Below are 23,392 nucleotides of genomic sequence, written 5' to 3' on the forward strand. Positions count from 1 at the left end.
TTTGCCTCCACGGCGGCAAATGCTAGAATGCGAGCATGACCATACATTTTACCCTCTTCGACACACCAATTGGCCGATGCGCGATTGCGTGGGGATCGCGTGGCATCGTCGGCGCGCAGCTTCCGGAGGCCACCGTCCGGGAGACACGGAAGCGGGTGCTTGCAAGATTTGCCGGTGCTCGGGAAGCGCCGCCGCTCCCCGAGATCGAAGGCGCGCGAGACGGGATCGTCGCGCTACTGCAAGGCAAAGCCTGTGATCTTTCTTCGATTGTTCTCGACATGGAGAGGGTGCCGCCATTCCATCGTCGTGTCTATGCGATTGCCCGCGGCATTCCGCGCGGAGAGACGCTGACCTATGGCGAGCTTGCGATGCGGATGGGCGCGCCCGGCGCTGCCCGTGCCGTCGGACAAGCGCTCGGGCGAAACCCGTTTGCGATCATCGTGCCGTGCCATCGGGTGGTCGCTGCCAGTGGCAGGCTCGGCGGCTTTTCCGCCAATGGCGGCACTCTGACCAAACTCAGACTCCTCTCGCTCGAAGGCGCTGGAAATGGCGAGCCCGGATTTTTCGACGACTTCGCTATGGTGGTTGGCTCAGAACGCACCGGCGACGCGGTGCGGCCTTAGCGCTTGATCGATTCTTCTGTTGGGGCTGGCCGAAAGCTCCGCAGCTTCTGGAACCTGCTCAGACCACATGATCCGGTTGCAGTGCGCAGATGGTATTCTCATCCAGTTCGACTTGAATCGTCGTGTGGCCGATGTCATAGCGCTCGTGCAGCTGTTGCGCGAGTTCCACCAAATATACGTCGCCGGGATGCCCGCCCGGCATCAGGACATGGCACGTCAAAGCGGTTTCGGTCGTGCTCATCGACCAGATATGCAGGTCGTGAATCGCGACGACGCCCGGCTGGTGCCGCAGAAAATCGCCGACCTCGTCGAGCTTGATCCCGGCCGGCACCGCATCGAGCGACATGCCGACGGAGTCCCGCAGCAGGCTCCAGGTGCCGGCCAGAATGATCCCGGCGATCGCGAGGCTGACGAGCGGATCAAGCCGCGTCCAGCCGGTGAGCAGGATCACTCCGGCGGCGACCACAACGCCCGCCGATACAAGCGCGTCATAGGCCATGTGCAGGAAAGCGGCACGCAGGTTGATGTCGCCCTTGCGGCCTGAGGCGAACAGCCATGCCGTCACGCCGTTAATCACAATGCCGATCGCCGCGACGGCCATGACGGTCAGACTTGCGACGTCGCTCGGCTCCATCAGACGGCGCACCGCCTCGACCGCGATTGCGCCGACCGACACCAGCAGCAAAACCGCATTGCCGAGCGCGGCCAAAATCGTGCCGCGCCGCAGTCCATAAGTATAGGTGAGCGAGGGCGCGCGCCGTGCCAGCAGCGTTGCAACCCATGCCATCACAAGCCCAAGGACATCGCCGAGATTATGGCCCGCGTCGGCGATCAGGGCGATCGAGTTCGCAAACAGCCCATAGATGACTTCGACGATGATAAAACCCAGATTGAGGCTAATGCCGATCGCGAAGGCGGCGCCGAAGTCTTTCGGCGCATGCGCATGGGCATGACCGGCGTCGGGCGCGTGGCCGTCGTGATCGTGATGTTCATGCTTAGCCATCGGTCCCCCGTGTTTACTCGGCCGCCGTGACGGCGTGCGTTGCCCTTCCAGTACGCAGCTCATAATGCGCTTGAAAGACAATCTGCCAGCCACCCCACAGACCCAGCCCGCCGATAAGGGCGGCCACGACCAAATCTGGCCAGTTGGCGCCAGTACCAAAAACCCCCATCGCCGCGAGCATCACCGCGACATTGCCGAGCGCATCATTGCGTGAGCAAATCCAGACGGAGCGCATGTTCGCGTCACCGCCGCGGAAACGGTAGAGCATGAGCGCCACGCCACCATTGGCGATCAAGGCGGCAAGACCAACCAGGCCCATGACCTCGGCGTGTGGCAGAGTGCCGTAGAACGCGTGCCATGTGGTGCTTCCAAGCACCCATAGCGCGAAAACAATCAAAGTGCCGCCTTTGGCGACAGCGGCACGGGCGCGCCAAGTCAACGTCATTCCGGCCACACCAAGGCTAATGGCGTAGTTCGTTGCATCCCCGAAGAAATCGAGGGCGTCGGCCTGCAGGGCGGTCGAGCCGGCTGCGGTACCGGCGGCGATTTCGGTCAGAAAAAACCCAGCGTTGATGAGGAAGGCAACCCAAAGCGCGCGCCGCCAGCGAGGGCTGTTCAGCGGCTTGGCGCTGGCACCGTGGTCATGATGACAGCAGGCCATAAGGTCTCCTCGACAAAGTTCGGATGACCGCTTAAATAAACCCTGTAGCCACTACAGGGTCAAGGACATGTCGATTGGCACCTTCAGCATCGGCGAGTTGGCGCGCCTCACCGGCACCAAGGTTGAGACCGTTCGCTATTACGAACATATCGGCCTATTGCCATCAGCGGCGCGCACCGGCGGCAATTATCGCGTCTATGCCCGCAGTCACCTTGAACGCCTGAGCTTTATCCGGCGCGGCCGTGATCTTGGTTTCTCGCTGGACGAGGTGCGAGAGCTGCTGCGGCTATCCGATGACCGGGATCGGTCCTGCGCCGAAGTTGACCGGATCGCGCGGGTTCACCTGATCGAAGTGGAACGCAAGCTCGCCGATCTGATGGCGCTTGGCGCCGAGCTTCGCCAGCTCGTTGACCAATGCCAGCATGGCACGATTGCGGAGTGTCGTATTATTGAAGCCCTCGCCCCCGCTGCATAGTTCGTGGGGAACGTGTCACATTAATCAAAGTGTTGGCAACGCTAAAAACTCTATTCAACGGGAACGAAATGGCCTGGCCTCAGAATTTGCAACCCATGTCGTTGCCGGTCATCGGCGCGCCCCTTTTTATTATTTCAAATCCCCGTTTGGTGATCGCGCAATGCAAGAACGGCGTCATTGGCGCCTTTCCGGCCCTCAATGCACGGCCGAAGGAGGCGCTCGAGGATTGGCTCGCGACAATCACCTCCGAACTCGCCGCATTCGCAGTTGCAAATCCAGGCGCCGAAGTTGCGCCATTCGCGGTCAATCAGATCATTCATGCTTCCAACGACAGGCTCGCGCATGACCTCGCGCTGTGCGGCAAATACAAAGTGCCGATCATTATAACGAGCCTTTCGGCACCGAAAGAAATTGTGCCCCACGTACATGCCTGGGGCGGCCTGGTTTTTCATGACGTCATCAGCGTCCGCCACGCCAGGAAAGCGATCGATTCAGGGGTCGATGGGCTGATTCTTGTCTGTGCCGGAGCAGGGGGGCATGCGGGCACCCTGTCCCCTTTCGCGCTCGTGGAGGAAGTGCGCAAGTTTTGGCAGGGTCCGCTCGCATTGGCGGGCGCGATCGCAACGGGACGGGGCGTGCTCGCCGCGCGCGCGATGGGCGCCGACTTTGCTTATGTCGGCACGCGATTCATTGCCTCGGAAGAGGCCAATGCCGATCTGCGCTACAAGGAAATGATTGTCGCGAGTGACGCTTCCGACGTTCTTTATTCAGCCTATTTTACCGGCGTGGCCGGAAATTATCTCCGCCAGAGTGTGATCAACGCCGGGCTCGATCCCGACCATTTGCCGGAACGCGACAAAAGCGTGATGAACTTCGAGGCCGGTAAGGCCGCCGAAACAGTGAAGGCGTGGCGCGATATTTGGGGGGCCGGGCAAGGGGTCGGCGCCACCAGCGATATTTTGCCCGCCGCGGAAATCATCCAAAGAATGCGCCGCGAATATCTGCGCGCAAAGGAAGATCTTTGCGCGCATTGATGATGCCAGGCTCAGTCCGAGCGCAACACGAAGCGGCGTTCCAATCTTTGGGCCGGCCGCGCGTTCATGGGATAAAGCCTGGCGAACGCGGCGATGTCAGCCTCCGCCACCTCGATGGGATCGGTCAAAAGCATCCAGTCGACGATCTCGTCGCACGGCGGTGTCGTGAGCGACCCCGAATAGCGATAGTAACCGAGGTTTGGGGGAAGCAGACCGTTCGGATCGATGCCTGGATCGGCTTTGACCGGGGGACCCTCGGCCGCGGGCATGGTCGCCGCGACTTTGGCGAAGACCGGATTTGGCTTGCCAGCTGTCATCATCACACCGATCACGCCGGCAGATCCTTTGACATCGCGATGAACGAAATGAATTTCCATCGCGAAGTTCTTGCCGTTGACGACGTGCTCGCTCGGATGATGGAAGTGAAATTGATCGAGCGTGTAGAGCTCGGAGCCAATCTTCAGCGTCCCGCCCAAGCCGAAATTGAGCTGAATGGAATGGCCGTTGTTAACGATCGTGTCGGGGCGTCCCGCCCAAGCGATTTGGAGCGCCGGCAACTGCGCCTCGATGGCACCGTCGATGACGATGGGCGATTGCCTATCTCCGACTGTGCAGAGGCGGCTGGCCGGATCCAGATCGCCCCAATGATTGGGGCCGGTGGTGCCTTGATAACTCCAGTGCGATCCCTCGGCTGCGAATCCGGTATCTGCGCAAAGCGGGCACATCGCAAGTCCGGCAAGCGCTTTCAGTAGTCGTCGACGATGCATCGTTAAACCCCCGGAGAAAAAGAAACATATCGGTCAACGGATGACCAATATGTTCTTACATTACTCCACGCTTTTTTGTCGATTGCCGAGCCAACCCACCAGCATCACAAAAAAAGCGCCGGCGGCCGCGCACCAAAGCTCGAAATTTGGGAGGCGCGGCCGCAGCCAAACCTCGATCTCCGGATCGGCGCCGATAAGATCGCCCGCGACCCAGCCGAGCAGGGCCGCGCCAGCCCAGATGAGAATGGGAAACCGATTGAAGAGCGGAAGCAGCAGCGTCGATCCGAAAATGATAAATGGAATCGACAGGGCCAGTCCAAGGAGGATCAAGAGTTTCGATCCTTTGGCCGCGGCTGCCACCGCCATCATATTGTCAAGGGACATCACCGCATCCGCGACGACGATGATGCGGATCGCCGACCACAGCGTGTTGGCCGGTTTGATGGCTTTCTCGGGCGCTTCTTCACCGACGAGGCGGATCGCGATCCAAAGCAACAAGAGGCCGCCCCCAACCTTGACAAAGGGCAGCGCCAACAATTCCACGACCAGAAATGTGCAAACGACGCGCAACGCCACGGCCGCGCTGGACCCGAGAACAATCCCGGCTTTCCGTTGCCCATCGGGCAGCGACCGGCACGCGAGTGCGATGACGACGGCATTGTCCCCCGATAGCAGAATATCGATCCAGATAATCTCTAGAAGCGGGAGCCAAAAAGCCGTTGTACTGAAGTCCATCGTTTGGAGCTAGGCCATGAAGGGCGCAAGGTCAAGCGCCGGACCCTCTGCTGGCTTCATCACGAAATCGTAATGCTTCCGCGTTGAAAAAGAAACTTCGGTTGAGCCTTTGGCGAAATCAATCGCCCGGTCTTGGCGAATTTTCCGGGCGGTGATGAGGATCGCGATGAGCGCGACCTGGATCAGGTCGCGCAGGCTTGGGCGTCCTTTTCGCAAGGCATCGTTTCGCCGAGTGCTTGGCGCGATACGCGGCACATGAATGAAGCCGATCGCGCGCGCCTTCGATTGGGCGAGCGAAGCCATCAGCGACTGATTGCAGACATAGTCGCCGGCGTCGATCGACAATTGTCCGTGAAGCTTCGCACGACGGAGCGCCGCTTCGATTTGGCGGCCGGGAAAGGTCGACTTCGCGATATGCGGCGCGCCGGGAACAATGACGCGGTGCGGGGCACGTCGACCCGAAGCGTCGCAATGCAGAAGGCTCGACCGATTGAGCGCTCTTGTTTCTATTTTGAAGAGCTTTGAGCGTGCCGCAAGTCCGAAATGCAGAAGTGCGTCCGGCTTTAATGTTTCTTCAAGACGGCGGAGCTTTATGGGCACTTCACGATAGACGACCGGCAGGACGTCGAGTTCCAATGCGATCCCGAGGCGAGAGAGCCGCGCTCTATGCTTACGGAGTTCATGGATCAGCAATGCCGTCGGGTTCCGGCGGGCGCCTGGAAATTTGCCGAACCCGGTGACCAGGATGCGAATCCTCATGGCGACAAGCTTTGCCACGGCGAACAATGAACAAGATATGGCCCATAGGCCGGTTGCCGAAAACCCCGGCTTTTGAAGGCAAGGCTTGACGGATTCAGGAGGCACCGCCCTTCGCGCGCGCCCGTATTTTCTTTCCCCGACCGGATGCCAGTGGTCGCATTCCCGACACCTTTAGCAGTCATGAAGGAGCCAAATCATTTAGTCGTTGTCGAATTGCCGCCCTTGTCTTTAAGCAAGGCTCGATGGTCGATGGAATTTGACCGACTTCTGGCTGATTTCCGGATTGGACTCGCCCAGTGTGGAAATGGCCGGGTCGACAAGGTGGACCAACTCCTTACCGAAGTCGATCGGCTTTAATAAGATGCGCTCGGCTTGGGATCAAACATTGAATTGGAGCACGATGTCGCGAGGAAAAAGCAAAATGGTGCACGCCTCTGGCGGCCTGATCCCGCGAACGCAAGCCATCGCCGCGCTCGTGGCTTGTGGGATTGCCTGCTTTTTTATGAGCTTGCTTGTTTCTGGCTGTGCCTCGGTGGGCTTGTCGGGGATGGGCGAAGCTTCGGTCGAACCTCGCGCGATTTCCATTTTTGTCGCCTCGACTCGCAAGGGCGAGCGGGGCGCTTCAAGCGAGATCGCGGTCGACAAGGGTTCGCGCCTGTCGCTGCAAATGATCAGCGTGCCCCCCGGACATCAGCCCGGCGTGATAGAACGGCCCAGCTTCGGTTCTGAAGATCCGCAGAATCATTTCGTCGCGGCCAGCCGGCGAGCGCTGGACGAGACCGCGTTCTTGGGCGAAATCGCCAGCCATCTTTCCGGGCGAGTAGGCTCCAATCGGGATATTTTGCTTTACATCCATGGCTTCAACACGAGCTATGACGAAGCAAGGTTCCGGCTCGCCCAGATCGCCGCCGATGGGCGCTTTGGCGGTGTTCCCGTCCTCTATACTTGGCCGGCGACGGGCAGCATCCTCGACTATGGCGCGGCAAAGGAAAACGCGACCTCTGCGCGCGATGCCCTCAGCAGGCTCATTCACCAGCTTTCCGAAGTACCGGATGTTGGCCGCGTCCACATCCTCGCCCATTCGATGGGCGCGTGGCTGACCATGGAGGCCCTGCGCGAAAACGCAATTTCCGGCAGCCCGGATCTCAATGGCAAGCTCGGAGACGTGATGCTCGCCGCGCCCGATATCGATCTCAACGTTTTCCGCCAGCAACTGGCGCGGCTCGACCGTTCGCATATTTTTGTTCTTGTGGCTGCCAATGATCGCGCCCTGTCGATCTCGCGGACCCTCGCCGGGGACCGTCCCCGACTGGGTGGACTGGATCCCAACAATCCCAAGGATCTCGCGGAGCTGGAAGCGCTGGGGGTCAAGGCCTATGATCTCTCGCGGGAAACGCGAGGGCTGATCGGCCATGGCACCTATGCCGACGCCCCCCAAGTTGTGCGGACGATCGGCTCTCAGATCACCGAGCAAAGACCGCAGGACGCCAATGTCCAGGCCGTGCTGGGGGAGAAGCCGGTCGACCCCAAGATCATCGCCAAACCGCTTGCCCCGATTGATGCGGCCGCCGTAGTGCCGCCTTCGCCCGGCGCCCCTGCGGCTCCGCCTCAGTAAAAACGGGCAATCAGGGATGGTTCGGGCAAGGTAAACAGCCAAGAACGTCCGGTCGGCACAATTTGGGGAAATTCCCTCGGAACTTTCGTCGTCATGGGGGGTTGACGAGCTAGAGGGGTTGTGTGCCCGCAAACGCACAACAATTTGCCCATCCACTTCCAAGCTTTGAAGCAAAGGCCGAGCAAGCAGGCGCCAAGCTTTACGGAAGTCGATAGGATTGCCAAACGCTATTTAAACTCTGGACTTATTGCAAAGTGAGAAGGCCGATTTATTGGTCCTCTCAAGATCGGTTGGGACACGGGCCGTCCCATCTTGGTGGATACTATGCAATTGAGGTCATTCACGGTTTTTTGACGAGATTAAAAACCGAACCGAATTTTTATATTGCAAAGCAACATGGATTATAAGGTTGACGTCATAACAGTGTTAGAATTACTATTTAAAAACCTTCAGTCGGAAAAGGGCCGCGCTACAGATAAGCTTTAGGAACGTCTGAAAAACTTTCGAGAGGGGATGTCATCAAGCACTCAATGGGACCTGGGTCTCTGTTCAGTAAACCCGCGAAAGCGAGGGATGTCATGTGCTTAATCGCCGAAATAATCCATACGTGTTCGAACGAGGAGGTCGCCCATGCCGCCGTTGCATCGATGGGAGCCGATTTCGCGAGCAAGGTCGGCGCCACCGCCGGCAACTATGGATTATCAATTGGCGCCTTCACGGCTCGCGCGGTTCTTCATTTTGAGAAGATTGGCGGAGAACAGGAAAAAGAGGCTCTTCGGGCCGCTATGAATGGAGCGGATCAGCCGATCCTTTCTGGGCTGCAGCATATTTTGCTACCGGTCATGGAATCAAAGGGTTTGGATCGGTCGGACCTGTCGCTTGCCCTGACTAGGACGCGAGCAACCTCCGAACGGCCGCGTCCACGGCGGACTTCGAAAAAGTGCTGCCAGGAACATTTGCAGAGCGAAACGTCTTCCAATTGATGCGAGCCGGAAGCGGCCTTGGGCCGCTTCGTTGGCGGCGTCGCCTCGAGCTCAAGCCAGTGCGCGCCGCGCCCAGGGCCTCGTTTCTTCGGCGACTTCACGTCCAAGGCCTGGCTGGTAGAAAATGCCGAGATCGGGTCTCCGCCCTTCTTCCAGCAGCCGAAGCGTCGCCTCATCGCGGATGTCAAAACTATCGAAACCGCAGCGGGCCAGCAATTGCAGCTGATCGAAGAGAATGTCGCCGGTGGCGCGCAATTCGCCTCTAAATCCATAGCTGCGGCGAAATTGATGTGCGAGCGAGTAGCCGCGCCCATCCGTGAATTTGGGAAAAGCGATCATGACCAGGGCGAAGTGACGAAGCTCCGGCGCGATGGTTTGCGCCGACGTTCCCGGTTCCACAAATAGTCCGAGCGCGATATCGGCCGGTCGCGCTTGATGCTTCGCATCTTGCCACTGCGGCAAGGTCAAAATGACTTTGCCGCTAGGGGGAAAATCCTCTCCTTGCGCCAAGATCCGCCATTGGTCCGGCGCGAAAGCATCGCCTTTGTATAAGGGCATCTTCAATGATCCGATAAAGCGTCGAGGGCTTGCGTATGGACGCCGCATTCAATCTTGCCGCGCCCACGCCAGCGGCCCGCGCGCAGGTCTTCGCCGGGCTTTACCGGCGAGGTGCACGGGATGCAGCCGATCGAGGGATAGTTTTTCGCGACGAGCGAATGGCGCGGCAACGCAAAGGCATCAAGATAGCCAAGGATCTTGCTTGCGGACCAGCGCGCGAGGGGGTTGACCTTGATCCGCCCGCTTTCGGCTTCGAACAAGGGGAGTGTTGCCCGTGTTTGGGCCTGAAAGCGTTTGCGCCCGGTGATCCAGGCATCATTGCCTTTCAGGGCCTCTGCCAAGGGCACGACCTTCCGGATCTCGCAACACGCGTCAGGGTCGGTCGCCCAAAGGAAATCTTCGGGATCTTCGGCCGCGAGCCTGATTGGGTCGGGCCCAATGGTGATGACATTGCGGAGATCAAGATGAGCGGCGAGCTGCTCACGATAGGCAATTGTCTCTTTGAACAGAACCTTGGTATCGATAAAGAACACGGGCGTCGCTTTGTCGATTTGCGCGACCATGTGAAGAAGCACCGCAGAATCCGCGCCAAAACTGGAGACGAGCGCGATCCGGCCAGGAAAAAGATCTTCGATGGCAGCGCGCAGCACTTCTTGGGTGTCTGTCTCGGCATATTTGGCCGCAAGCTGCGCGGCCAGATCGGTATCACCGAAGAGGATGTCATCCCCGCGCATACAACGCCTCCTTGAACGGCTCCATCCCAATCCGCCGGTAGGCCGCGAGGAAATCTTCGCTTCGGTCAGTTCGGAACTTCAAATAGGTATCGACCACGGTTTCGATCGCGTCGACGATTTCTTCCGACGAAAAACTGCGGCCGGTGATCGCACCGACGCCGCAAGTCTCGTCGGCGGAACCGCCAAGCGTGATCTGATAGGCTTCGGCGCCGGTTTTCTCGAGGCCGAGAATGCCGATATGGCCGACGTGGTGATGTCCGCAGGCATTGATACAGCCGGAAATATTGATCTTGAGCTCCCCGATTTCCTTGGCCCTGACAGTGTCGCCGAAACGCTCTGAAATCTGTTGCGCGATCGGAATCGAGCGGGCGGTCGCCAGCGCGCAATAATCAAGGCCGGGGCAGGAAATAATATCGGTCACAAGGCCGGTGTTGGCGGTTGCAAGACCTTGGCTCACGAGTCCGTCGTAAACCGCCGGCAAATCATCATAGGCGACATGGGGGAGAACGAGGTTTTGTTCGTGGGCGACACGGATCTCATCATGCGAGAAACGTTCGGCGAGATCGGCGACAAGATCCATCGAGTCCGCGCTTGCGTCGCCGGGAATACCGCCGATCGGCTTTAAGGAAATAGTGAGGATCCCGTAACCGGGTGTTTTATGCGCCACCACATTTTGCGCGACGAAACGGGAGAACCCGCGGTCGGTCGCTTTGCGTTTTTCCAGGGCAAACGAAGACTCCGCGCGCGGCGGCAGTACGGGCGGAGCGAAATAAGCGCGGATGCGATCAATCTCGCTCTGCGGCAAGGTCAGGGCATCTTCACGATGATTGGCGAATTGATCCTCGACTTCGGCGCGAATGACGTCAGCGCCTTTCTCATGCACGAGGATTTTGATCCGCGCCTTATATTTATTGTCGCGCCGTCCTTCGAGATTATAGACGCGCAAAATTGCGTTGGTGTAGGCGAGCAGATCCGTCTTTGGCAGAAAGTCGCGGATCTTATGCGCAACCAAGGGGGTGCGGCCTAAGCCGCCGCCGACATAAACCGCAAAACCAATCTCGCCTTCCGCGTTTTTGACGATCTGATAGCCGATGTCGTGCACCCTGATCGCCGCCCGGTCCTTAGCCGCGCCATTGACCGCAATCTTGAATTTGCGCGGGAGAAACGAATATTCGGGATGCAGCGAAGACCATTGCCGCAAAATTTCCGCATAGGGGCGGGGGTCTTCGATCTCGTCGGCGGCCGCACCGGCAAATTGATCGGCCGTGACATTGCGTATGCAATTTCCGGACGTCTGGATCGCATGCATCTCGACTTCGGCAAGCTCATTCAAGATCGCCGGGCAATCTGCGAGCGCCGGCCAATTGAACTGGATGTTCTGCCGCGTGGTAAAATGGCCGTAGCCCTTGTCATAATGGCGCGCGATGAAGGCGAGCTTGCGCAGCTGCCGAGACGACAAGGTGCCATAGGGGATCGCGACGCGAAGCATATAGGCGTGGAGTTGCAAATAGACGCCGTTCATGAGCCGCAGCGGCTTGAATTGGTCCTCGTCCAGCTCGCCAGAAAGGCGGCGAGCAACCTGATCGGCGAATTGAGCCACACGGGCGGCCACAAAGCTTTTGTCGAATTCATCGTAGCGGTACATGCCAGGTGCGCCCATCCGAGCTAGCCGAGTCGCGTCAATTCAAGAAAACACACTGATGCCTTGGCGGGCCACGAGGTCCGGCGAAGGATCTGCTTCGCGCAGCTCTCGCAAAGGCGGCAAGAAGTCTATGGTTGGCCCACGGGCTCGAATGGCCTCGCGCAAGGTCACCGCATGCAAGCCGGCAGCATCCTCTGCGACCTCGACAATAAAAGGTTCAACGATAAGATTGCGCCTGGCGTCGTTGCGGGCGGCGCCCAGGCCTGCTTCGGCGTCCTCTTTGGTCGCAAAAACTTTCGCCTCTTCGATCGTTTCCGACCAGGATCCGTCGCGGCCGATATAAACCACCCCGCCATCGGCGAGCCGATTTGCTGTAACAACCTTGGACATAACGGTGCTCACCAGAACTACACTTTGACTTGCATATAGTCCAATTAACAGAGTTTGGCGAGCTTTTATATATAAATACATTTTATATATGTATAATAAGCCATTTTTTCGTTGGCTCGGTTCAAGTGCCGTTTATGCGACCCGGCGGGGGGGTCGCATAGCATCGGCCTATGAAGTTTTTTACTGCTCCCCTCGCATGCGCCCCAGGATCGCTCCAAATAGGGGAGGTCCGTTCGCCCGCGGCGCGGCCGACTGAGCTTTCGCTGTGCGCGGGAAGCTAGGCTTGCCTCTCCCGCTTCAATTTCGTATCGGATGCCCTCATTCGCGCCGACGATTTGTTGCGCGAGGCGTGTTTGGAGTCTTCGTGTTCGTCTCACACATTCAACCGCTCATCGCTCAACATGGCTATTGGGTCGTCTTTTTGATCGTCATGCTGGAGAGCGCCGGCGTTCCGCTCCCGGGCGAAACCGTGTTGGTGCTTGCGGCAGGCTATGCCGGTGCCACCGGGGAGCTTAACCTTTCCCTGGTCATCGCTTCAGCGGCGTCTGGGGCGATCATCGGAGACAATATAGGCTTCTGGGTTGGCAGAACTTGGGGAACCAAGTTTCTTCTGCGATACGGAAAATTCGTTCACCTTTCAGAGAGCCGCCTCAAGCTCGGGCAATATTTATTTGCAAAACATGGTGCGAAAATTGTTTTCTTCGGCCGTTTTGTCGCCTTCCTGCGAGTCCTCGCCGCCTTGCTCGCGGGCGTGAACAAATATGAGTGGCGGCAATTTCTGTTCTTTAACGCTCTCGGCGGGGTCACCTGGGCAGTTGTGATCGGAATTGGCGCTTTTCTTTTTGGCGATTCCATTCATCGGGTGAGCGGCCCGCTCGGCATCGCGGCCCTCGTCGCTGTCGTCGCCGGCGTGATTGTGTTTATGTATATCGTTCGCCGGGAAGAAAAGAAGATGGAAAAAAAGCTCTCCGAGCCCGACGCTGATTTTCGCGCGCTTTGAAGCCACGCGGGTTCAATTAAATTTCATTCGGAACACAGCCTAAACCCAAATAATTAGGGCTTTTCGAGACGCGCGATGAGGCTCGATGTGTCCCATCGCCGGCCTCCCATATTTTGGACATCGGCGTAGAACTGATCGACCAAGGCCGCGACGGGGAGGGTTGCGCCGTTCCGGCGGGCCTCGGCAAAGCATATGGCAAGGTCCTTGCGCATCCAATCGACCGCGAAGCCGAAGTCGAACTTGCCGGCGTTCATGGTTTTGTGCCGGTTGTCCATTTGCCAGGATTGCGCCGCCCCTTGGCTGATGATCTCGACGACAGCATCGGGATCGAGCCCGGCACGCTTGGCGAAATGGATGCCTTCGGCCAAAGCCTGAACCAGACCCGAAATACAGATCTGATTGGCCATTTTTGTCAGCTGCCCCGACCCTGATGGGCCCATCAGGCGGCAGGCCTTGGCATAGGCCGCGATGACCGGCTCCGCCTTGCGGTAATCTTCGGCAGCGCCGCCGCACATGATGCTGAGCGTCCCGTTTTCGGCGCCGGCTTGGCCGCCGGAGACCGGCGCATCGATGAAGCCAGCACCCCTCGCTTCGGCCTTTGCGTGAAGCTCGCGCGCGACTTCCGCCGAGGCGGTCGTATGATCGACAAAGACTGCTGAGGGCTCGAGCCCTTCAAAAGCGCCGTCCGCACCGGTCGTCACCGCGCGAAGATCGTCGTCATTTCCGACGCAGGCAAAGACAAACTCCTGGCCGACTGCGGCCTCTCGCGGGCTTGCAGCAAATCCGCCGTTGAATTCAGTTACCCATTTTTCCGCTTTGGCGACAGTGCGATTGTAAACGGTGACGTCATGGCCCTTTTTCTTGAGGTGGCCGGCCATCGGATATCCCATGACGCCGAGTCCGAGGAAAGCTACTTTTGCCATTGGTTCGTCTCCGGCGAGGCCCTTAAAGAGCGCTGCGGCTAATTGATTTGGAAATCAAAATATTTGCTGCTGAGTTTGGCAAAGGTGCCGTCGGCCATGCTCGCATCCAGGGCCTTCTCGAACATCGCTTTCAAGACCGTGTCTTGCTTGCGAAGGCCGATGCCAATGCCGTCGCCGAAATAGGCGGGATCGCGCGGCACGTCGGACGTGAGGATGCAACAGAGTGCCTCCCTGCGGGTCTTGATGTAGTCCATAAGTGCGTCCTTGTCGCCGATGAAGACGTCGAGGCGCCCTTCGGCAAGATCGAGAATGGCTTCCTCCAGCGAGGCGTAGGTCCGGATCTCCGACTGTTTGAAAATATCTTCGACATAGGCCGGGTGGGTTCCTCCCGACTCGACGCCTATCGTTTTGCCGGCAAGACCATTGGGGGTCGTATCCGTGATGACATTCTGCTTGGAACTCATGAACGCCGAGGGCATTCGGATATAAGGCTTGGTGAAATCGATTTTCTGACGGGCCTCGTCGGTGATTTCCATGGCCGCCATGATCGCATCATATTGATTGTCGAGAAGGCCGGGAATGAGTCCGTCCCAATCCTGCGCGGTGAATGTGCAGGTCACTTTCATGCGGGCGCATAGATCGCGTGCGAGATCGATCTCAAAGCCGGCAAGCTTATTGTCTTCGAGAAAATTGTAAGGCGGGCGCGCGCCTTCGCTGGCAATTCTGACCGTTTGCCAGACAGCATGCGAACCCTCTGCGGCCACCTTTGAGGGCAGCCCCATGAAGTTAAGGATCAAGCTCATTGCAAAAATCCAACGCGCATAAGAGGCTCGCACCCGGCCTGTTTGAACCCTGAGCGACAATCAACTTCTCCTTACAGTCCTATTCGGCCCATCTGCTTAGGGTGAAAAGGCGCGGCTATGCATTCGGCGGCGTGGGCGCCATTGCGGGCGCATTTATAGGATTGATTTCAGGTTTCGGGAAAGGGGCTCGGTCGGGCTTTGGCCTCTTTACGGCAATCGGCGCATATTTTGCTTTCGAACGCCAAAGAGTGGCTGCAGACCGCGCGCGGACGCAAGGCACCGGCGTCGCCACGGGCGAGCAGCTTGAAACGAGGGGCCCCGGCTCTTATAACTCGCCAGCCAGGTACAATGGAGCGTAGCCAAGTATGGTTAGCGATCAGGATGTTCTCGCCGCGCTTCAATCGGTTCCGGGTCCAGACGGCAAGACGCCGCTGCCTCAGTCCGGCGCCCTCTCCGGTCTTTCGATCAAGGAGGGAAAGGTCTATCTCTCCATTGCAATCGACCCGCGCCAATCGGCGGTGCTCGAGCCGATGCGGGCCGCCGCGGAGGCAGCGGTCAAGCAAACGCGCGGTGTGACTTCGGCTCTCGTCAGCCTGACCGCGGAAACGCAAGCGCCACCGGCGTCCGCCCCGCCTAAGGCCGCCGCCCCGCGCAATATCGCCATACCAGGGATTTCCAACATCATTGCCGTCGCGTCCGGCAAGGGCGGTGTCGGCAAGTCGACAAGCTGTGTCAATATTGCGCTTGGCCTTGCATCGCTGGGTTGGCGCATTGGCATCCTCGACGCCGATATTTATGGACCGTCGCTGCCGCGCCTTCTCGGACTCAAAGGAAAGCCCGAGTCCGAAGGCCGCACGATCAAGCCGCTCACCGCTTACGGGGTCAAGGCCATGTCGATCGGCTTCCTCGTCGAGGAAGAAGATCCGATGATCTGGCGCGGGCCGATGGTGATGTCTGCGATCCAGCAATTGCTGCGCGACGTCCAATGGGGAGAACTTGATTGTCTGGTGGTCGACATGCCGCCTGGGACCGGCGATGCACAATTGACATTGGCACAAAACGTTCCGCTGGCCGGCGCCGTCATCGTGTCGACGCCTCAGGATCTTGCGCTTATCGACGCGCGCCGCGGCATTGCGATGTTCAACAAGGTGGACGTTCCGGTCTTGGGCATCATTGAAAATATGAGCTATTTTCTCTGTCCGCATTGCGGCGGCCGCTCCGATATTTTCGCGCATGGCGGGGCCCGCCATGAGGCCGAAAAATTTGGCGTGCCGTTTCTCGGAGAAGTGCCGCTGGATATTGGGATTCGCGAAAATTCCGACTTGGGTCGCCCGGTGACGGCGGTTGATCCAAAGGGTGCCTTTGCGGGGATTTATCGTGCGATCGCAGCGCAGATCAAAGCCAGTCTCGAAAAGGAGCGTCCCCGCGCCGCCCCGAAGATTACGATTGAATAAACCGGATCCGCGTGCGACGTTTTGCGGAGACGGCAAAACGTCAGGGAGGGTTTTCGATGAAAAGCTCCCAGATCCTCGTAATGGGCGCCGCCTTGATGCTCCAGGGGCCTGCTCTCGCCGCCGACCGGGATCATCGCGGTGCCGCGCAGAATGGGACTGGTTATTACGTGCCCAATTTTAGCGATGGCTCTGGAGCCTCGACTCCGATTATGGAGGTTCCAGGCAGCGTCGTGGTCGTCCCGCAGCAGGTACTGCAAGACCAACAGTCCATCACGCTCTGCGATGCGCTGAGGAATGTCAGCGGCGTGACCTGCCGATAAATACCGACTGTACCCCGTTGTTATTTATTGAGTTTCTGCGGCACCTTAGAGATAGACCAAGCTTCCAGCCCTAGTTATGGTTGGGCCACTTCCGTCTCCAGAGTCCTCCTAATGTGCGCAAGGTAGGGTTTCAACATGTCGACTGTCTTACGTGTGTTTGGATTGTCGCCACCCGCTTGAAGCTCTGAGATCCTCTTTTGCAGGACGTCTATAGCCGTGCGGGCGACCCGGATACGCCTGGCATAACTCCGTCCCGTGTCGCCTGAGATCGATTGCTCGGTCACGACATGCCTCCGCTCGTTAAGACGATTAACGTCGGAAAGCATAGGGTGTGCCATATTGCTCGAGCTCTAGCTATGGTCGGGCCGCCTTTTCGTTTAGCCTGGCGTCCCGCGCGGGGCTCGTGTGGACAAGCCAGGCTAGGAACCCCGAATGAAAGATTTGCTCGGAATCCTAAACTTTCTTTCAGCGATTTGCGCATTTAGCGCCGCGATGTGCTGGCTAAAGGTCGCGCTGGTTTCACTGCCGGCTACCATGGGCCTCACCGTCGATATGACTAACTTCGATTGGCTGACCAAACCGGTTCTCGAGCAAGCAAACTGGAACAAGCGCGCAGCATACTTCGCCGTCGCGGCGGCTGTGCTGCAAGGCCTCGTTGCGGCCAGCGACCTCGTCTGATAGGCGCGACGGCTATAGGGAGAACGGCAAAAGAGTGGCTTTGGGCGCTAAAATTGGTTGATACGCTGCAGGCTTATGCTGGCACGCATCCATCTGCCAGATGCCGAACTTTGGATCGAAGGTCTGGCTCACCGACAAACTCAATGGCCTTAGGGGGCTCGGCAATAAACTCAGCCATCAAGCTGCGTAAGATAAACCCCAATATCAACGAACGGTAGCACCGGCACTGCCAGAAGATCGCGATGGGCCAGCTCGTCTTCGGGTCGATATAGGTCGTACTGGCAGCTACAAAGAAAATCACGAGCGGCAGGGCTTTCCAGCCGACCTGCCGCTGAACTTGGCGCAGCCGCATGCATTCGGTCCTCGTCCGCACGATCGACGAGGTTGATATCGATCTCAACTTTCCCCAAGCGGCATGATAGCCTGCAGGTTATCGTGCTTGGGGACTCGAAGTGGCGCTTGAAGTTTCGGATGCCTCCCTGACACATCGCTGCCGCCAGGCGGCGTCGCGCGTGGCCGGTCGGCCCCAGTGACTGCCGGGGGTGGGCCCATCGCGACCCGAGTCTGGATCGGCTATGCCTTCCTTCTGTTCTCGGTTGTCCTGATCATCGTCGACTATACCGTCGTTGACAGTGTTATCCCCGATCTGGTTCGGGATCTCGATCTCACTGTCGATGATGTCGGGACGGCCCTGACAAGCTATCTCGCGACGGCGGCTGCCTTCACCATCCCCGGAGGCAAGCTGGCCGACCGCATCGGTCGACGCCTGCTGTTTCTGATCGGGCTGGCCTTGTATGTGGCCGGAAGCACCCTGACCGGCTTGGCTTGGGGCTTCTGGCCTTTGGTCGCCGGGCGCGTTCTGCAGGGGCTATCGCTCGCCATTGTGCTGCCGACCGGGCTCGGCCTGCTCAACAGCCTGTTTCCACAAAATCGTCCCCGCCGGCACCGAGCCCTTGGCCTGTGGGCCACGGCGATCGGCGTTGCGGCCGGCATCGGGCCGCTTATTGGGGGGATGATGGCGGTCACTTTCTCCTGGCGTTGGGCGTTCCTGGCCGGCGTGCCCCTTGCGGCAATCGCTGCGATCGGGATTCGTTTGTGTCTCCCCGAAAGCCAAAAGCAGGCGGCCGCGTCTTTCGACGTCGGCGGGACGACGCTGCTGGTGCTTGCCGCGGGGAGTCTCGTCGTGGTGGCCGATCGCTGGACTCATTTGGGATCCGGTTCGGCGGCGCTCTTGCTGACCGGCACTGTGGCTGCATTTGCCGGCTTCGTTTGGGTTGAGAGAGCGCGGGAGCGGGCGGGACGTGACGTCGTCGCATCGCTGGGCCTGTTCCGAAAGCGAAGCTTTGCCGCCGGCACCGTGACCGCGGCCCTGATGTCCTGCGGCGATGTGGGCTTTCAACTCGTGCTGCCTCTTTTCACTGGGGTGGTGCTCGACTACGACCCTTTGGCAGTGGGTTTCGTGCTGGCCGCTTATGGAGTTGGGATCGGCCTTGGCGGCGGCCTCGCTGAGCAAGTCTGCAAATTTTTCGATGAGCGGACCGTGGCTTTGACCGCGGTCGGTGTTCTGCCGCTGACCCTGTTAGCGCTGATCCCGATGTTCAAGTCCAGCGGCTCCGGACCGCTCATGGCGGCGGTACTCGCGGTCTACGGCGTCGCCTGGGGTGTGGCCTATGCCACGCTCGTAAATATGATCTTTCGGGATGTGCCCCAATCGGCGTCCGCCATGGCCGGCGGCATGCAGAGTTCGATGCGGCTGCTTGCAGGTGCGCTCGGGGCGGCCATGCTGACGGCGGTCTTTGCCGGGGTCTCGACGACAAGTGTCGAATCCTCGGCGACCGCGCAGCAGCGCGAACACCTCAAAACCCATCTCGGGGCGTCGCCCAAGGTCCTCTATTCCCATCGACGGATTGGCCGGCTCCAACACGAGCAACGCGGGACGCCGCCATTCAACGAAGCCAATGTGGCGGTGGTCAACGAGGCCTATTCGGCCGGGGCGCGGGCCACCATCGCGGTCGCCGCCGGACTGACCTTGCTCGCCTTGGGAGCCGGACTTGCGCTCCCGCGCGGTTCGCCCCGTTTTCCGGGCGGCGGCCTATTCACCCGCGTTCGGCAGGCGGCCGGTGGCGCGCAACATCGGTAGGAAAGGATGCTCATCGGCATCGAGATAGTCATTGGGTGGACGCCAGTCGATCCGTCCCATCTTCCGCGCGAATAGCCCGTAGCCGATAAGCTCCTGGAGCCGAGGATCGAGTCGGCGCACCAGCTCGCGAGGGAGGCTGAGTTGCTGGTTGACCTGCTGACGGAGGAAGCCGGCGCAATAGTTGATGGTGAGGGCCGGGCGCTCCGCAGTCGTGCGGTTTTCTCCCGCGGTATGCCAAAGACTGCCGTTCCAGACCAGCGCCGAACCTGCCGGCATTTCGATTGCGTTGCTCTCGACAAAGGGCGGCTCGGGCTTCTCCTGCCAGCGGTGCGAGCCGGCCACGACCCGAGTTGCCCCATTGGCATCCGTGAAGTCGCAGAGGGCTATGAGGGCATTGCAGAGCAGAGGCTGGTGAGGTCGCGGCAGCGGATACATTTCATCGTCGCAATGCAGCCGCTGGGCGACGGCGCCGGGCAGCTGGTTGCTGGTCATGAACCAGGACAGCAGGCAATCCGGTCCGAGCACGCCCTCGATGACAGGCAAGATCCGCGGATGCACGGGCAGCGGCTCGTACCTTCGGCCGTGGATCAGCAAATTGTCGACCCGGACCCAATCATGATCCGGGACTTTGAGCGGCGCCTGGCCTTTTCGGAGGAAGCCCTTCACGACAGTGGTCGAGTTGGCGACAACTGTCGGCAGCTCCCGGTGGAGCCGTCGGGTATCGTCCAGAAACGCCTCGACCTCGTCGCGATCGAGAACGGCCTCAATGACGGTGTAGCCGCGTTCCGTGACCTCGGCGATGTGGCGCTCGGTCTCCGAGGGGACCGGCGCGGAGCGGGGGGCCAAGGGCGTCAGGCCGGAAGGAGGTCGATCTCTTCCTCGTCACGGGCCACTTCCGCAGTTTGCGGGGTGGTTTGAGGAGCAGTTTCGGGTTCGGCGGTTTCCGGACGACTCTCGTCTTGGTTCATGCTCCGTCTCCTTAGAGTTGCCAAGCGCGATATGGTGCAATGCCAAGCTACACCATTCATTTGACGTTAACAATCAAATGTTCAAAGACAATCAATTGTTCAAAGTGCGACCCTCGCGCCGTACAATGGCTGTTAAGAAAATCGCTTTTCGGTGGAATCGTACAACACGTTTTGTTATATTTCGTGAATGGAAGAACCCTATCAGCGGCTTCAATTCGCCCGAGAGAACGCCGGGTATGAAAACGCGACCGATGCCGCCCGCGCCTTCGCCTGGAACGAAAACACCTATCGCAGCCACGAGAACGGGGAGCGGGGTTTGCGGCCTGCCGTGGCCGAGCGCTACGCCAAAGCGTTTTGCGTAAGCGCCGCATGGCTTCTCACCGGCGAAGGCGATGGCGAGGCTAGGCCCGAGCCAAAAAATGTCGTCCGCCTGGTCGGACGGATCGGCGCCGGTGCGGTTATCGATGCCGATTTCGAGCAGGAGCCGGCGGAAGGTTTCGCCGAAATCGAAATTCCCTATCCCGTACCCGACGGAGCCGTTGCCTTCGAGATTGTCGGCGACAGCATGTGGCCCCGCTATGATCCCGGCGATATTGTCATCTGCTGGAAGGTCGCTCAAACACGAAGCGAGGCGGATGGTTGGGAGGCCGCCGTGCGGCTGACCGATGGACGGCGGTATCTGAAGACAATCCGGCGGGTCGGCAAGGATCGGTTTGATCTGGTGAGCCATAATGCGAGCCCGATCCACAACATCCAAATCGAATGGGCCTGCAAAGTGTTTGGGAATATCCGCGCCGGCGAATGGAACCTGCTCGAAAAGGCGCCGCGGAGCGTCCGGCAGGGGCTTCGCTGACCGAAGCGGAATAGCGCGATTTGTAGATTTTTTGAGCTGCTGTACATTTTGTGTTGCGCCGTTACTGTTCGTTATGTACAGTACTTTATCGGCGCAACGCGGCCATCCCGATCAACAGGCACCGGGGCGGGATCGGCAAGGCTAACGCCGGAAAAAACTGTTTCAATCAGCCTGGTCGACAGGAGTAGGGCGATGGCCAAGCGTGTCAAAAATCAACAGGCCCCTTCCCTCGTGAAAGAGGTATTTACCGATCTCGATAGCCAACGGATTGCTGGGGCCAGCGCGTCGGAAACTGCGGAATATGTCGCGCAAATGACTTCGGAACTTGTGATGATTGCCAAGTCTTCGGCTGACTACATCGCAACAATGACCTGCGAGCTTTCGACCCTCGCCAAATCCGCCCAGCTTGAACGGCTGACCCTCCTTTTGGAATTGGTTCAGCAGGAGGCCCAATCCGTGTTTCATCGCGAGCGGGGACATGAGGGCGTGTTTGCCGGATAGGATGCCGGGCCCCCTCCCGGCAATTGGCCAAGAAGGGCTTGAGCGGTTCCACTCGCGGAAAGAGGCAGGCTGGAGCGGCGCGCCTTTTGCGCCCTTTGCCTAACAAGGCTTGGGCTCATGAGGGTCCGGAAACCCGATCATTGCGTCAGGGAGAGGATTCCGTTCCTCCCTGTTGGGCGGTCCGATTTTCGAACCAGGCCTGGATCTCTTCCATCGGCACGCGCTCTTCATCCGGCCCCTCAACGGCGGTCACTTCATTGTCTCCCTGCGCCAAGGTCCAAGCCTCCTCAAGGGCCTCCTCTTCCGTATCCCATTCGCGCGACAGCATTTCGTGTTGCAGGGAATTATCGATATAACGCACATGCCATCCCATTTTGGGTCCCTCCCATTTCTTGAACGTCAGCCAATCTCTAATACCTCAGCCCCACACTTGAGCCGGGCTTGGAAAACTTAAGGAAGCGACAGCCGTCAGTGCGGGGGGCAATTCGGGCTTCATCTTCGGTGTTCAGGCGAAATCTGCGTTCGTAGACGCGAAATTGCTTCTACTCCCTTGGCGCAGGCGGAGGAAAGACCATCTATGCGATGGGGTCGCAATGGTCTCTTTTGGTGGGGCCACAACGGCAGGTCCGCCGGCCTTGTGGGGCGCCCACATTGAACGTCAACCGGATATAGATTGTGGTTTTGGCAATATGAATGATCAGCGACCGACCCCGCCAGACAAGGGCAACTCTCTTGAGCCGGAGATCATTCCCCCGGACCAACCGGATGCCGCGGAATTGGACACCGCCCATTGGCCGCGCCGGTTTGTCGATGTGCGCGGCGAACAAAGGATCTATGTGACCCGAATAGGGCCGCTTGGCCTGCTTCCTTTCGCTTTGCTGTTTGGTTTTGTTTCTGTTGCCCTGCTGATTTTCTTTATCGGCGCTTTCCTGATTTTGATCCCGGTGCTCGGCTTTGTCGTTGCCGCCACGATCATCGCTGGCCTGCTGCGCATCAACTCCCATAGGCCGCGCTAATCACAGCAAGTGAGCGCGCTTAACCGTCAAGTTCCGGATAATGGCGGAAGATGCCCTCTTCATTGAAGGGGATGCGGCGATCGCTTGACAGATAGGCCTGAATGCGCGGACGTTTGGCCACCGCTTTGTGCAATCCCTCAACCAGCCGAAATTCGGGAAGCGCCCGCCTCATGCAGCGCGGAAAAGCGTAGCTTAGGCCCTCGACAATCTGAAACAGCGATAAGTCGGCGTAGCTCACCGACTTCCCCACCAAATGCTTTTCTCCCTCCGGATTGCGTTTCAGGATGTCCTCGAACCAACCCAGAAATTTGGGGATGCGCTCCTTGCGAAACTGTTTTGATCGGCGCCGCGCTTCCGGTTTTTGATCCTCATAATAGAGATCTCCTCCCAAGGGGTGATGCGTGTCGTGGGCTTCCCCAACGAGGTCGGCAATGGTGAGCTGGATCTGATGGGTCCAAAGACGAAGTGCCTCTTCTCGCGGAGCCAAACCGTGACGATCGCCCAGATAAAGGAGTATTGCTGCGGTCTGTCCGATCAGAACGTTTCCATCCTTCAGGAAAGGGGGCGCGAATGGCGGATGGGAGATCTCTGCGTCCTCCAGGACCGCGGAGAGCGCGGCCATACCGCCGTCACCCGACCGGGCAACATCGACATAGTCCGCGCCGGCTTCCTCCAACGCCAGCCGGACGAATTCGCCCCGCCCCTGAATCTCTGGCCAATAATAAAGCTGGTAAGCCATGTTCAAGCTCCGTGCTGC

The 23,392-nt window shown here is 59.1% G+C and carries 30 protein-coding genes; 14 read left to right on the forward strand and 16 right to left on the reverse strand.

Annotation, left to right across the window (positions count from 1 at the left end):
• Positions 1-35 precede the first annotated feature (35 nt).
• Positions 36-623 (forward strand): cysteine methyltransferase, encoded by a 588-nt coding sequence (locus tag CU048_14055; GenBank protein QBR72209.1) that lies wholly within the window; start codon positions 36-38, stop codon positions 621-623.
• Positions 624-681: 58 nt separating this feature from the next.
• Here the strand turns inward: CU048_14055 and CU048_14060 are convergent, their stop codons facing one another.
• Positions 682-1,626, reverse strand: a complete 945-nt coding sequence (locus CU048_14060; protein QBR72210.1) for a cation transporter — start codon at positions 1,624-1,626, stop codon at positions 682-684.
• A gap of 13 nt (positions 1,627-1,639) precedes the next feature.
• Complete coding sequence (locus tag CU048_14065) at positions 1,640-2,287, reverse strand: cobalt transporter (protein QBR72211.1); 648 nt, start codon at positions 2,285-2,287, stop codon at positions 1,640-1,642.
• A 67-nt stretch (positions 2,288-2,354) separates the two neighbouring features.
• On the opposite strand from CU048_14065, the gene CU048_14070 reads away from it, so the two are divergent.
• Both CU048_14070 and CU048_14075 read left to right on the forward strand, forming a co-directional pair.
• Positions 2,355-2,762, forward strand: a complete 408-nt coding sequence (locus CU048_14070; protein ID QBR72212.1) for a MerR family transcriptional regulator — start codon at positions 2,355-2,357, stop codon at positions 2,760-2,762.
• A 68-nt stretch (positions 2,763-2,830) separates the two neighbouring features.
• The gene (locus CU048_14075) at positions 2,831-3,796 is read left to right on the forward strand and encodes a nitronate monooxygenase (GenBank protein ID QBR72213.1); all 966 of its coding nucleotides are present in this window, start codon (positions 2,831-2,833) and stop codon (positions 3,794-3,796) included.
• 11 nt (positions 3,797-3,807) lie between these two features.
• Here the strand turns inward: CU048_14075 and CU048_14080 are convergent, their stop codons facing one another.
• The 3 genes from CU048_14080 to CU048_14090 are packed head-to-tail and all read right to left on the reverse strand — an operon-like array spanning position 3,808 to position 6,084.
• On the reverse strand, positions 3,808-4,563 hold the full coding sequence (locus CU048_14080; protein QBR72214.1) for a carbonate dehydratase: 756 nt from the start codon (positions 4,561-4,563) through the stop codon (positions 3,808-3,810).
• A gap of 60 nt (positions 4,564-4,623) precedes the next feature.
• Positions 4,624-5,298 carry a tellurium resistance protein TerC gene (locus CU048_14085; protein QBR72215.1) on the reverse strand — a complete coding sequence of 225 codons (675 nt, stop codon included), beginning with the start codon at positions 5,296-5,298 and terminating at the stop codon, positions 4,624-4,626.
• A 9-nt stretch (positions 5,299-5,307) separates the two neighbouring features.
• On the reverse strand, positions 5,308-6,084 hold the full coding sequence (locus tag CU048_14090) for a hypothetical protein (protein QBR72216.1): 777 nt from the start codon (positions 6,082-6,084) through the stop codon (positions 5,308-5,310).
• Between the two features lie 394 nt (positions 6,085-6,478).
• On the opposite strand from CU048_14090, the gene CU048_14095 reads away from it, so the two are divergent.
• Together CU048_14095 and CU048_14100 are read left to right on the forward strand one after the other, a co-directional pair.
• Positions 6,479-7,672 carry a hypothetical protein gene (locus CU048_14095; protein ID QBR72951.1) on the forward strand — a complete coding sequence of 398 codons (1,194 nt, stop codon included), beginning with the start codon at positions 6,479-6,481 and terminating at the stop codon, positions 7,670-7,672.
• 578 nt (positions 7,673-8,250) lie between these two features.
• The gene (locus CU048_14100) at positions 8,251-8,655 is read left to right on the forward strand and encodes a hypothetical protein (GenBank protein QBR72217.1); all 405 of its coding nucleotides are present in this window, start codon (positions 8,251-8,253) and stop codon (positions 8,653-8,655) included.
• 51 nt (positions 8,656-8,706) lie between these two features.
• Here the strand turns inward: CU048_14100 and CU048_14105 are convergent, their stop codons facing one another.
• From CU048_14105 to CU048_14120, 4 genes are read right to left on the reverse strand one after another with little or no spacing between them, the layout of a single operon-like run.
• Positions 8,707-9,261: a hypothetical protein gene (locus CU048_14105; protein ID QBR72218.1), complete on the reverse strand. Its 555-nt coding sequence runs from the start codon at positions 9,259-9,261 to the stop codon at positions 8,707-8,709.
• The gene (locus CU048_14110) at positions 9,216-9,947 is read right to left on the reverse strand and encodes a phosphoadenylyl-sulfate reductase (protein ID QBR72219.1); all 732 of its coding nucleotides are present in this window, start codon (positions 9,945-9,947) and stop codon (positions 9,216-9,218) included. Before CU048_14110 ends, CU048_14105 begins: the two co-directional genes overlap by 46 nt.
• Positions 9,934-11,592 (reverse strand): sulfite reductase, encoded by a 1,659-nt coding sequence (locus CU048_14115; GenBank protein ID QBR72220.1) that lies wholly within the window; start codon positions 11,590-11,592, stop codon positions 9,934-9,936. The genes CU048_14110 and CU048_14115 overlap by 14 nt, the downstream gene beginning before the upstream one ends.
• A gap of 39 nt (positions 11,593-11,631) precedes the next feature.
• Positions 11,632-12,060, reverse strand: coding sequence for a hypothetical protein (locus tag CU048_14120; protein ID QBR72221.1), 429 nt, complete (start codon positions 12,058-12,060; stop codon positions 11,632-11,634).
• Positions 12,061-12,409: 349 nt separating this feature from the next.
• Here CU048_14120 and CU048_14125 point away from each other — a divergent pair, with 349 nt between their 5' ends.
• Positions 12,410-12,979: a hypothetical protein gene (locus CU048_14125; protein ID QBR72952.1), complete on the forward strand. Its 570-nt coding sequence runs from the start codon at positions 12,410-12,412 to the stop codon at positions 12,977-12,979.
• A 53-nt stretch (positions 12,980-13,032) separates the two neighbouring features.
• Here CU048_14125 and CU048_14130 read toward each other — a convergent pair whose 3' ends face one another.
• Positions 13,033-13,902, reverse strand: coding sequence for an oxidoreductase (locus CU048_14130; GenBank protein QBR72222.1), 870 nt, complete (start codon positions 13,900-13,902; stop codon positions 13,033-13,035).
• A gap of 38 nt (positions 13,903-13,940) precedes the next feature.
• Positions 13,941-14,705 (reverse strand): ABC transporter substrate-binding protein, encoded by a 765-nt coding sequence (locus CU048_14135; GenBank protein QBR72223.1) that lies wholly within the window; start codon positions 14,703-14,705, stop codon positions 13,941-13,943.
• A 101-nt stretch (positions 14,706-14,806) separates the two neighbouring features.
• On the opposite strand from CU048_14135, the gene CU048_14140 reads away from it, so the two are divergent.
• From CU048_14140 to CU048_14150, 3 genes are read left to right on the forward strand one after another with little or no spacing between them, the layout of a single operon-like run.
• The gene (locus CU048_14140) at positions 14,807-15,064 is read left to right on the forward strand and encodes a hypothetical protein (protein QBR72224.1); all 258 of its coding nucleotides are present in this window, start codon (positions 14,807-14,809) and stop codon (positions 15,062-15,064) included.
• Positions 15,065-15,070: 6 nt separating this feature from the next.
• A complete protein-coding gene (locus CU048_14145) occupies positions 15,071-16,159 on the forward strand; it encodes a sodium:proton antiporter (GenBank protein ID QBR72225.1) in 1,089 nt (362 codons plus the stop codon).
• A gap of 56 nt (positions 16,160-16,215) precedes the next feature.
• Entirely contained in the window at positions 16,216-16,479 is a 264-nt protein-coding gene (locus tag CU048_14150) for a hypothetical protein (protein QBR72226.1), read from the forward strand.
• A gap of 74 nt (positions 16,480-16,553) precedes the next feature.
• Here the strand turns inward: CU048_14150 and CU048_14155 are convergent, their stop codons facing one another.
• Positions 16,554-16,763 carry a hypothetical protein gene (locus CU048_14155; protein ID QBR72227.1) on the reverse strand — a complete coding sequence of 70 codons (210 nt, stop codon included), beginning with the start codon at positions 16,761-16,763 and terminating at the stop codon, positions 16,554-16,556.
• Positions 16,764-16,971: 208 nt separating this feature from the next.
• Between CU048_14155 and CU048_14160 the strand changes: the two genes are divergently transcribed.
• A complete protein-coding gene (locus CU048_14160) occupies positions 16,972-17,157 on the forward strand; it encodes a hypothetical protein (GenBank protein ID QBR72228.1) in 186 nt (61 codons plus the stop codon).
• 73 nt (positions 17,158-17,230) lie between these two features.
• Here CU048_14160 and CU048_14165 read toward each other — a convergent pair whose 3' ends face one another.
• Positions 17,231-17,509: a hypothetical protein gene (locus tag CU048_14165; protein ID QBR72229.1), complete on the reverse strand. Its 279-nt coding sequence runs from the start codon at positions 17,507-17,509 to the stop codon at positions 17,231-17,233.
• 138 nt (positions 17,510-17,647) lie between these two features.
• Here CU048_14165 and CU048_14170 point away from each other — a divergent pair, with 138 nt between their 5' ends.
• A complete protein-coding gene (locus CU048_14170; GenBank protein ID QBR72230.1) occupies positions 17,648-19,297 on the forward strand; it encodes a hypothetical protein in 1,650 nt (549 codons plus the stop codon).
• On the opposite strand, the gene CU048_14175 is transcribed toward CU048_14170, so the two are convergent.
• Entirely contained in the window at positions 19,250-20,143 is an 894-nt protein-coding gene (locus CU048_14175) for a hypothetical protein (protein QBR72231.1), read from the reverse strand. The genes CU048_14170 and CU048_14175 overlap by 48 nt on opposite strands.
• Before the next feature lie 309 nt (positions 20,144-20,452).
• On the opposite strand from CU048_14175, the gene CU048_14180 reads away from it, so the two are divergent.
• Complete coding sequence (locus tag CU048_14180; protein QBR72232.1) at positions 20,453-21,118, forward strand: XRE family transcriptional regulator; 666 nt, start codon at positions 20,453-20,455, stop codon at positions 21,116-21,118.
• A gap of 192 nt (positions 21,119-21,310) precedes the next feature.
• Entirely contained in the window at positions 21,311-21,619 is a 309-nt protein-coding gene (locus CU048_14185; GenBank protein ID QBR72233.1) for a hypothetical protein, read from the forward strand.
• 145 nt (positions 21,620-21,764) lie between these two features.
• Here CU048_14185 and CU048_14190 read toward each other — a convergent pair whose 3' ends face one another.
• A complete protein-coding gene (locus tag CU048_14190; protein QBR72234.1) occupies positions 21,765-21,992 on the reverse strand; it encodes a hypothetical protein in 228 nt (75 codons plus the stop codon).
• A gap of 316 nt (positions 21,993-22,308) precedes the next feature.
• On the opposite strand from CU048_14190, the gene CU048_14195 reads away from it, so the two are divergent.
• The gene (locus CU048_14195) at positions 22,309-22,635 is read left to right on the forward strand and encodes a hypothetical protein (protein ID QBR72235.1); all 327 of its coding nucleotides are present in this window, start codon (positions 22,309-22,311) and stop codon (positions 22,633-22,635) included.
• 19 nt (positions 22,636-22,654) lie between these two features.
• Here CU048_14195 and CU048_14200 read toward each other — a convergent pair whose 3' ends face one another.
• On the reverse strand, positions 22,655-23,374 hold the full coding sequence (locus CU048_14200) for a glutathione S-transferase (protein ID QBR72236.1): 720 nt from the start codon (positions 23,372-23,374) through the stop codon (positions 22,655-22,657).
• Positions 23,375-23,392: the final 18 nt, after the last annotated feature.

The sequence above is a fragment of the Beijerinckiaceae bacterium genome (assembly GCA_004564215.1).
GTDB lineage: Bacteria > Pseudomonadota > Alphaproteobacteria > Rhizobiales > Beijerinckiaceae > Methylocapsa.

What these genes read in the sequence shown, in the direction of transcription:
- CU048_14055 (QBR72209.1), top strand. Translation starts at nt 36, where the DNA reads ATGACCATACATTTTACCCTCTTCGACACACCAATTGGCCGATGCGCG.
- CU048_14060 (QBR72210.1), bottom strand. Translation starts at nt 1,626, where the DNA reads ATGGCTAAGCATGAACATCACGATCACGACGGCCACGCGCCCGACGCC.
- CU048_14065 (QBR72211.1), bottom strand. Translation starts at nt 2,287, where the DNA reads ATGGCCTGCTGTCATCATGACCACGGTGCCAGCGCCAAGCCGCTGAAC.
- CU048_14070 (QBR72212.1), top strand. Translation starts at nt 2,355, where the DNA reads ATGTCGATTGGCACCTTCAGCATCGGCGAGTTGGCGCGCCTCACCGGC.
- CU048_14075 (QBR72213.1), top strand. Translation starts at nt 2,831, where the DNA reads ATGGCCTGGCCTCAGAATTTGCAACCCATGTCGTTGCCGGTCATCGGC.
- CU048_14080 (QBR72214.1), bottom strand. Translation starts at nt 4,563, where the DNA reads ATGCATCGTCGACGACTACTGAAAGCGCTTGCCGGACTTGCGATGTGC.
- CU048_14085 (QBR72215.1), bottom strand. Translation starts at nt 5,298, where the DNA reads ATGGACTTCAGTACAACGGCTTTTTGGCTCCCGCTTCTAGAGATTATC.
- CU048_14095 (QBR72951.1), top strand. Translation starts at nt 6,479, where the DNA reads ATGGTGCACGCCTCTGGCGGCCTGATCCCGCGAACGCAAGCCATCGCC.
- CU048_14100 (QBR72217.1), top strand. Translation starts at nt 8,251, where the DNA reads ATGTGCTTAATCGCCGAAATAATCCATACGTGTTCGAACGAGGAGGTC.
- CU048_14105 (QBR72218.1), bottom strand. Translation starts at nt 9,261, where the DNA reads ATGCGGCGTCCATACGCAAGCCCTCGACGCTTTATCGGATCATTGAAG.
- CU048_14110 (QBR72219.1), bottom strand. Translation starts at nt 9,947, where the DNA reads ATGCGCGGGGATGACATCCTCTTCGGTGATACCGATCTGGCCGCGCAG.
- CU048_14115 (QBR72220.1), bottom strand. Translation starts at nt 11,592, where the DNA reads ATGTACCGCTACGATGAATTCGACAAAAGCTTTGTGGCCGCCCGTGTG.
- CU048_14120 (QBR72221.1), bottom strand. Translation starts at nt 12,060, where the DNA reads ATGTATTTATATATAAAAGCTCGCCAAACTCTGTTAATTGGACTATAT.
- CU048_14125 (QBR72952.1), top strand. Translation starts at nt 12,410, where the DNA reads ATGCTGGAGAGCGCCGGCGTTCCGCTCCCGGGCGAAACCGTGTTGGTG.
- CU048_14130 (QBR72222.1), bottom strand. Translation starts at nt 13,902, where the DNA reads ATGGCAAAAGTAGCTTTCCTCGGACTCGGCGTCATGGGATATCCGATG.
- CU048_14135 (QBR72223.1), bottom strand. Translation starts at nt 14,705, where the DNA reads ATGAGCTTGATCCTTAACTTCATGGGGCTGCCCTCAAAGGTGGCCGCA.
- CU048_14145 (QBR72225.1), top strand. Translation starts at nt 15,071, where the DNA reads ATGGTTAGCGATCAGGATGTTCTCGCCGCGCTTCAATCGGTTCCGGGT.
- CU048_14150 (QBR72226.1), top strand. Translation starts at nt 16,216, where the DNA reads ATGAAAAGCTCCCAGATCCTCGTAATGGGCGCCGCCTTGATGCTCCAG.
- CU048_14160 (QBR72228.1), top strand. Translation starts at nt 16,972, where the DNA reads ATGTGCTGGCTAAAGGTCGCGCTGGTTTCACTGCCGGCTACCATGGGC.
- CU048_14165 (QBR72229.1), bottom strand. Translation starts at nt 17,509, where the DNA reads ATGCGGCTGCGCCAAGTTCAGCGGCAGGTCGGCTGGAAAGCCCTGCCG.
- CU048_14180 (QBR72232.1), top strand. Translation starts at nt 20,453, where the DNA reads ATGGAAGAACCCTATCAGCGGCTTCAATTCGCCCGAGAGAACGCCGGG.
- CU048_14185 (QBR72233.1), top strand. Translation starts at nt 21,311, where the DNA reads ATGGCCAAGCGTGTCAAAAATCAACAGGCCCCTTCCCTCGTGAAAGAG.
- CU048_14190 (QBR72234.1), bottom strand. Translation starts at nt 21,992, where the DNA reads ATGGGATGGCATGTGCGTTATATCGATAATTCCCTGCAACACGAAATG.
- CU048_14195 (QBR72235.1), top strand. Translation starts at nt 22,309, where the DNA reads ATGAATGATCAGCGACCGACCCCGCCAGACAAGGGCAACTCTCTTGAG.
- CU048_14200 (QBR72236.1), bottom strand. Translation starts at nt 23,374, where the DNA reads ATGGCTTACCAGCTTTATTATTGGCCAGAGATTCAGGGGCGGGGCGAA.